This window comes from Bradyrhizobium sp. (assembly GCF_030693485.1).
GTDB lineage: Bacteria > Pseudomonadota > Alphaproteobacteria > Rhizobiales > Xanthobacteraceae > Bradyrhizobium.
Window position 1 is genome coordinate 1 of record NZ_JAUYAN010000059.1, and the last position, 5,204, is coordinate 5,204.

At 65.3% G+C, this 5,204-nt stretch carries 6 protein-coding genes; 3 read left to right on the forward strand and 3 right to left on the reverse strand.

Annotated features, from left to right (window positions below):
* A partial coding sequence (locus Q8N40_RS04790) for a tRNA dihydrouridine synthase (protein WP_371135617.1) occupies window positions 1–387 on the reverse strand: 387 nt, incomplete at its 3' end.
* Window positions 388–720: 333 nt separating this feature from the next.
* Between Q8N40_RS04790 and Q8N40_RS04795 the strand changes: the two genes are divergently transcribed.
* On the forward strand, window positions 721–1,917 hold the full coding sequence (locus tag Q8N40_RS04795; RefSeq protein WP_305711004.1) for a bifunctional 2-C-methyl-D-erythritol 4-phosphate cytidylyltransferase/2-C-methyl-D-erythritol 2,4-cyclodiphosphate synthase: 1,197 nt from the start codon (window positions 721–723) through the stop codon (window positions 1,915–1,917).
* Between the two features lies 1 nt (window position 1,918).
* A complete protein-coding gene (locus Q8N40_RS04800; protein ID WP_305318817.1) occupies window positions 1,919–2,521 on the forward strand; it encodes a CinA family protein in 603 nt (200 codons plus the stop codon).
* Between the two features lie 132 nt (window positions 2,522–2,653).
* On the opposite strand, the gene Q8N40_RS04805 is transcribed toward Q8N40_RS04800, so the two are convergent.
* Together Q8N40_RS04805 and lipA are read right to left on the reverse strand one after the other, a co-directional pair.
* On the reverse strand, window positions 2,654–3,139 hold the full coding sequence (locus Q8N40_RS04805; RefSeq protein ID WP_305318818.1) for a type II toxin-antitoxin system RatA family toxin: 486 nt from the start codon (window positions 3,137–3,139) through the stop codon (window positions 2,654–2,656).
* Between the two features lie 8 nt (window positions 3,140–3,147).
* Complete coding sequence (gene lipA, locus Q8N40_RS04810; protein ID WP_305711005.1) at window positions 3,148–4,107, reverse strand: lipoyl synthase; 960 nt, start codon at window positions 4,105–4,107, stop codon at window positions 3,148–3,150.
* A gap of 131 nt (window positions 4,108–4,238) precedes the next feature.
* Here lipA and Q8N40_RS04815 point away from each other — a divergent pair, with 131 nt between their 5' ends.
* Window positions 4,239–4,844: a DNA-3-methyladenine glycosylase gene (locus tag Q8N40_RS04815; RefSeq protein WP_370870797.1), complete on the forward strand. Its 606-nt coding sequence runs from the start codon at window positions 4,239–4,241 to the stop codon at window positions 4,842–4,844.
* Window positions 4,845–5,204: the final 360 nt, after the last annotated feature.

A 5,204-nucleotide genomic window follows, 5' to 3' on the forward strand; every position in this document is an offset into this window, starting at 1 on the left:
ATCGTCCCACCCAAGCCGCATCTTCAACGTGACCGGCACTTTCACCGCCGCGATCGTGGCTTCTATCAGCGTCAAGGCGTGATCGAGATCGCGCATCAGCGCCGAACCGGACTGGCCGCCGGTGACGTGACGCGCCGGACAGCCCATGTTGATATCGATGATGTCGGCGCCGGCGGACTCGGCGATCCGCGCGCCCTCCGCCATCCAGTGCGCCTGACAGCCCGCGAGTTGAACGACGTGCGGGCCAATGCCGGTCGCCTCGCAGCGCAGCAGCGACATCGGGCGGCCGTTGACAAGATCATCGCTGGCGGTCATCTCGGATACGACCAGTCCCGCCCCGAGGGCTGCGGTCAGACGCCGAAACGGGACATCAGTAATGCCTGACATGGGCGCCAGAAGGACCCGGTTGGCGACCTCAATATCGCCTATCTTCAATGGCTTACGCGGTGAGCATTCCGAGGCGGTCACGGACGTCTCGTTTTTTCTGGCGGGCGCGGCATTGCGACCATAGGGAGTCACTCTGAGCACAAATCTTGTGCAGTCAAGCTCTATGCCTACACTTTAGACAATTCTATCAGTTGTGCAAGTGCGTTGCAGCAAAATATGCTTTTCCTACAGCTACTCGGAAACGGCCTGTTTTTGAGCCCTCGGCATGATAGGGAGGGCCCCAACGGTCCTCCGTTCCCTCCATCAACCCCGTATCGTCAGTAGTTGATCCAGATGCCCGCACCCGACCGGACTGCAGCTATCCTTGTCGCAGCCGGACGCGGGCTTCGCGCCGGGTCAGGAGGACCGAAGCAGTACCGTTCGATCGGCGGCCAGACCGTGATCTTCCGGGCGATGGAGCCGTTCTGCCGCCATCCCCACGTGTTTGCCGTGCAGCCGGTTTTGAATCCCGACGATACCGCCATGTTCAACGAGGCGGTCAGCACGTTGCGCCACGCGCCACCCGCCAACGGCGGCGCGACGCGGCAGGCCTCGGTGCATGCCGGCCTGGAGGCGCTCGCCAGCCAGAAGCCGGATGTGGTCCTGATCCACGACGCGGCGCGTCCTTTCGTATCGGCGGCGCTGATCTCGCGCGCGATCGAGGCCGCCGGCCGCACCGGCGCCGCGGTTCCGGCGATCGCGGTCACCGATACCATCAAGCTGGTCGACGGCAGCGGCAATGTCGAGGCGACGCCGGAGCGCGCGCGGCTGCGGATCGCGCAAACCCCGCAGGCCTTCCGCTTCGAGGTGATTCTCGACGCTCATCGCCGCGCCGCGCGCGAGGGCCGCAGCGACTTCACCGACGACGCCGCGCTGGCGGAGTGGGCGGGATTGACGGTGGCGACATTTGAAGGCGATCCTGCGAACATGAAACTGACCACCCCTGACGATTTCGTCCGCGAGGAAGCCCGCCTGGCCGCCCGGCTCGGCGATATCAGAACCGGCACCGGCTACGACGTGCACGCCTTCGGCGACGGCGATCATCTGATGATCTGCGGGGTACGCGTGCCGCATGTCAGAGGCTTTCTCGCCCATTCCGACGGCGATGTCGGCCTGCACGCCTTGGTCGACGCCATCCTTGGCGCGCTGGCCGACGGCGATATCGGTTCGCATTTTCCGCCGAGCGACCCGCAGTGGAAGGGGGCGGCGTCGGACCGCTTCCTGAAATACGCGGTCGACCGCGTCACCGCGCGCGGCGGGCGCATCGCCAACCTCGAAGTCACCATGATCTGCGAGCGGCCAAAAATCGGCCCGCTGCGCGACACCATGCGGGCGCGGATCGCCGACATCACCGGGCTCGACATCTCGCGCGTCGCCGTCAAGGCCACCACCAGCGAGCGGCTCGGTTTTACCGGCCGCGGGGAAGGCATCGCGGCGACCGCCAGCGCCACCATCCGCCTGCCCTGGGATTTCAAAGGTTGGAGCGAGTAGCATGAGCGGCAGCGACGCCCGCGCCCTCTCCCGCTCGCTGCTCGATTTGTGCCGGATGCGGAAGCTCACCATCGCGACCGCTGAATCCTGCACCGGCGGCATGGTCGCCGCCGCGCTGACCGACATTCCCGGCTCCTCCGACGTCATCGACCGCGGTTTTGTCACCTACTCGAACGATGCAAAACGCGCGATGCTGGGCGTCAAGGCCACCACGCTTGCGACCTTCGGCGCGGTCAGCAAGGAGACTGCGACCGCCATGGCATTCGGCGCACTGGAGAAGGCCGGCGTCGATCTCGCCGTCTCCATCACCGGCATCGCCGGCCCCGGCGGGGCGACGCCGGGCAAGCCGGTCGGCCTGGTCCATCTCGCGGTCGCCGCGCGCGACGGCCGCATCCTGCACCGCGAATGCCGGTTCGGTGCGATCGGCCGCAGCGCGGTTCGCCTGCGCTCGGTGCTCGAGGCCCTGCGCATGCTGACCGAGATCGCGCGTGGCCCGCAGACGCCGGCAAAACCGCGCCGCCAGACCATGAGCCGCCTGCGTCCCCGCGTCGCCCGCACGCCGCGCCGCAGCGCCGTCAAGCGGCGACGGCCGCCGCGGGCGTAAACGAACTCCGCCGTCATCCTGAGGCGCCGTCGCGCTTGCGACGGCCTCGAAGGATGGAGACGACTACGGTGCCCAATGCGCATCCTTCGAGGCGCGCAAGAGCGCGCACCTCACGGGTGAACGCAATTGCGTTCACCCCGGGGATGACGGCTTGCTTGCTGCGCTACCCTGCCCGTAAATCGCATCCGCGCGCTTCTCGAACGCCGCTGCAAAGCGCTGGAATGCGGTGTCGAACATGGTGCCCATCAGCATCGCCAGCATCCGGCTCTTGAATTCGTAGGACAGGAAAAACCCGACGTCGCAGGCGGTTTCGGATCGCGGCTCGAAGCTCCAGCGGTTCTCCAGGTTGCTGAACGGCCCCTTCAGATATTCCACCATGATCTTCAGATTGGGGCGGTCCAGCGTGACCCGGCTGGTGAAGGCTTCCCGCACCAGCTTGAACGACACCGTCATGTCGGCGATCACGATTTCGGTGCCGTCGGGCCCCGGCGTGCGCTGCCGGATCTTGAGTGCGTGGCACAGCGGCACGAATTCGGGATAGCGCTCGACATCGGCGACGAGGTCGAACATCTGCTCGGCGCTATGGATGACCCGGCGCTTGCTGGAGAATTTCCGCATCGAAGAACTCAGCCGGCTCGCGCCGCGCGCGCGACCCGCAGCTTCGCGAAATCGTCGCCGGCGTGATGCGACGAGCGGGTCAGCGGGCTCGCCGATACCATCAGGAACCCCTTGGTATAAGCCACCTTCTCATAGCCGGCGAATTCATCAGGGGTGACGTAGCGCATCACGGCGTGATGCTTGCGGGTCGGCTGCAGATACTGCCCGATGGTGAGAAAATCGACATCCGCCGAGCGCAGATCGTCCATCACCTGCAGCACCTCGTGACGCTCCTCGCCGAGGCCGACCATGATGCCGGACTTGGTGAAGATGGTGGGATCGATTTCCTTGACCCGCTGCAGCAGCCGGATCGAATGGAAATAGCGCGCGCCGGGGCGCACCGTGAGATAGCGCGACGGCACCGTTTCCAGATTGTGGTTGAATACGTCGGGTTTTGCCTTTGCCACGATTTCGAGCGCGCCTTCCTTGCGCAAGAAGTCCGGCGTCAAAATCTCGATCGTGGTCGAGGGGCAGCGCGCGCGGATGGCGCGAATGGTCTGGGCAAAATGTTCGGCGCCGCCATCGGCGAGATCGTCGCGGTCGACCGAGGTCACCACGATGTGGGCGAGCCCGAGCTTGAAGGTGGCCTCCGCGACGTGTTCCGGCTCGGACGCATCGAGCCCCGTGGGCATGCCGGTCTTGACGTTGCAGAAGGCGCAGGCGCGGGTGCAGGTGTCGCCCATGATCATGAAGGTGGCGTGCTTCTTGTCCCAGCATTCGCCGATATTCGGGCAGCCGGCTTCCTCGCACACCGTGACCAGACCGTTTTCCTTGACGATGGCGCGGGTGTCGGCATAGCCGCGGGTATTCGGCGCGCGTACCCTGATCCAGTCCGGCTTCGGCGGCGACAGCGCATCCGGCCGGTTCACCTTTTCGGGGTGGCGCGGGCGCAGCGGAGTGGCGGAGACGGTATCGACGACGACGACCATGGAATATCTTTATCCCTTAGAGGCTTAGTTAATCCGCTTGAAGGGGAATCGCAACCGCCCGGCTTGTTGGCAGCCAAGCTTTAGCATATTGCCTTGCCCGACGCATTCCGCCCTCGCCAGCCCCGATTTGAATGGCTCGAAGCCGTATTTCCCCTGTCCCGACCGCCGCCGCTCCGGGCCGGCCGCTGAAGCGCGCATTCTTTGCCCGCAGCGTGCACGAGGTGGCGCCTGACCTGATCGGCGCCACGCTGCTGGTGGACGGCGTCGGCGGAGTCATCGTCGAGGTCGAGGCCTATCATCACACCGATCCCGCCGCGCATTCATTCCGCGGTCCGACACCGCGCAACCTCGTGATGTTCGGCCCGCCGGGCTATGCCTATGTCTATCGCTCCTATGGCATTCACTGGTGCGTCAACTTCGTCTGCGAGAAGGAGGGTTCGGCCAGCGCGGTACTGATCCGCGCGCTCGAGCCGACGCACGGTATCGCCGCGATGCGTCATCGCCGCGGCTTGCACGATGAGCGGGCGCTGTGTTCAGGGCCGGGCAAGCTGACGGAGGCGCTTGGGATTACGCATGCGCATAATGGTCTCGCGCTCGATGCGCCGCCGATCGCGCTGCACGCAGGGAAGGCAGAACCGGAGATCGCTGCGGGGCGACGGATCGGTATTACAAAAGGGGTCGAACTGCCCTGGCGATACGGTCTGAAGCACTCGAAATTTCTGAGCAAGAGGTTTTGAGAGACCTCTTGGCAGCGACGAACTGCCGCCGGATCACCCGCAGGTGCGGGTGAGGACAGCTGCGATGTGTCACAAGCGCAGTTTCGCAATCTCGCGACGCGTTTCGCCCGAGGTTTGCTATCAACGTGCCGCCCTCTTTGATCAAAGGGCGCGGGAATGCCGGGCGCCCGATGCGCCCGATAGCCACGTGTGCAATGGGTAGTGGTAGAGCGCACACGCGTTGTCAGGTCACACCGGAATCACCCGGCATTCCCCGCGCAGTGGTTTACGACTTATAGGTGATCTCCCCGGTGAGCCATGCACTTTTGCCACCGTCGCCCCCCCCGCACGGAGTGGACGGCGTTCACGGATTGCGGGCCT

What these genes read in the sequence shown, in the direction of transcription:
- lipA (WP_305711005.1), bottom strand. Translation starts at nt 4,107, where the DNA reads ATGGTCGTCGTCGTCGATACCGTCTCCGCCACTCCGCTGCGCCCGCGC.
- Q8N40_RS04815 (WP_370870797.1), top strand. Translation starts at nt 4,239, where the DNA reads ATGGCTCGAAGCCGTATTTCCCCTGTCCCGACCGCCGCCGCTCCGGGC.
- Q8N40_RS04805 (WP_305318818.1), bottom strand. Translation starts at nt 3,139, where the DNA reads ATGCGGAAATTCTCCAGCAAGCGCCGGGTCATCCATAGCGCCGAGCAG.
- Q8N40_RS04795 (WP_305711004.1), top strand. Translation starts at nt 721, where the DNA reads ATGCCCGCACCCGACCGGACTGCAGCTATCCTTGTCGCAGCCGGACGC.
- Q8N40_RS04800 (WP_305318817.1), top strand. Translation starts at nt 1,919, where the DNA reads ATGAGCGGCAGCGACGCCCGCGCCCTCTCCCGCTCGCTGCTCGATTTG.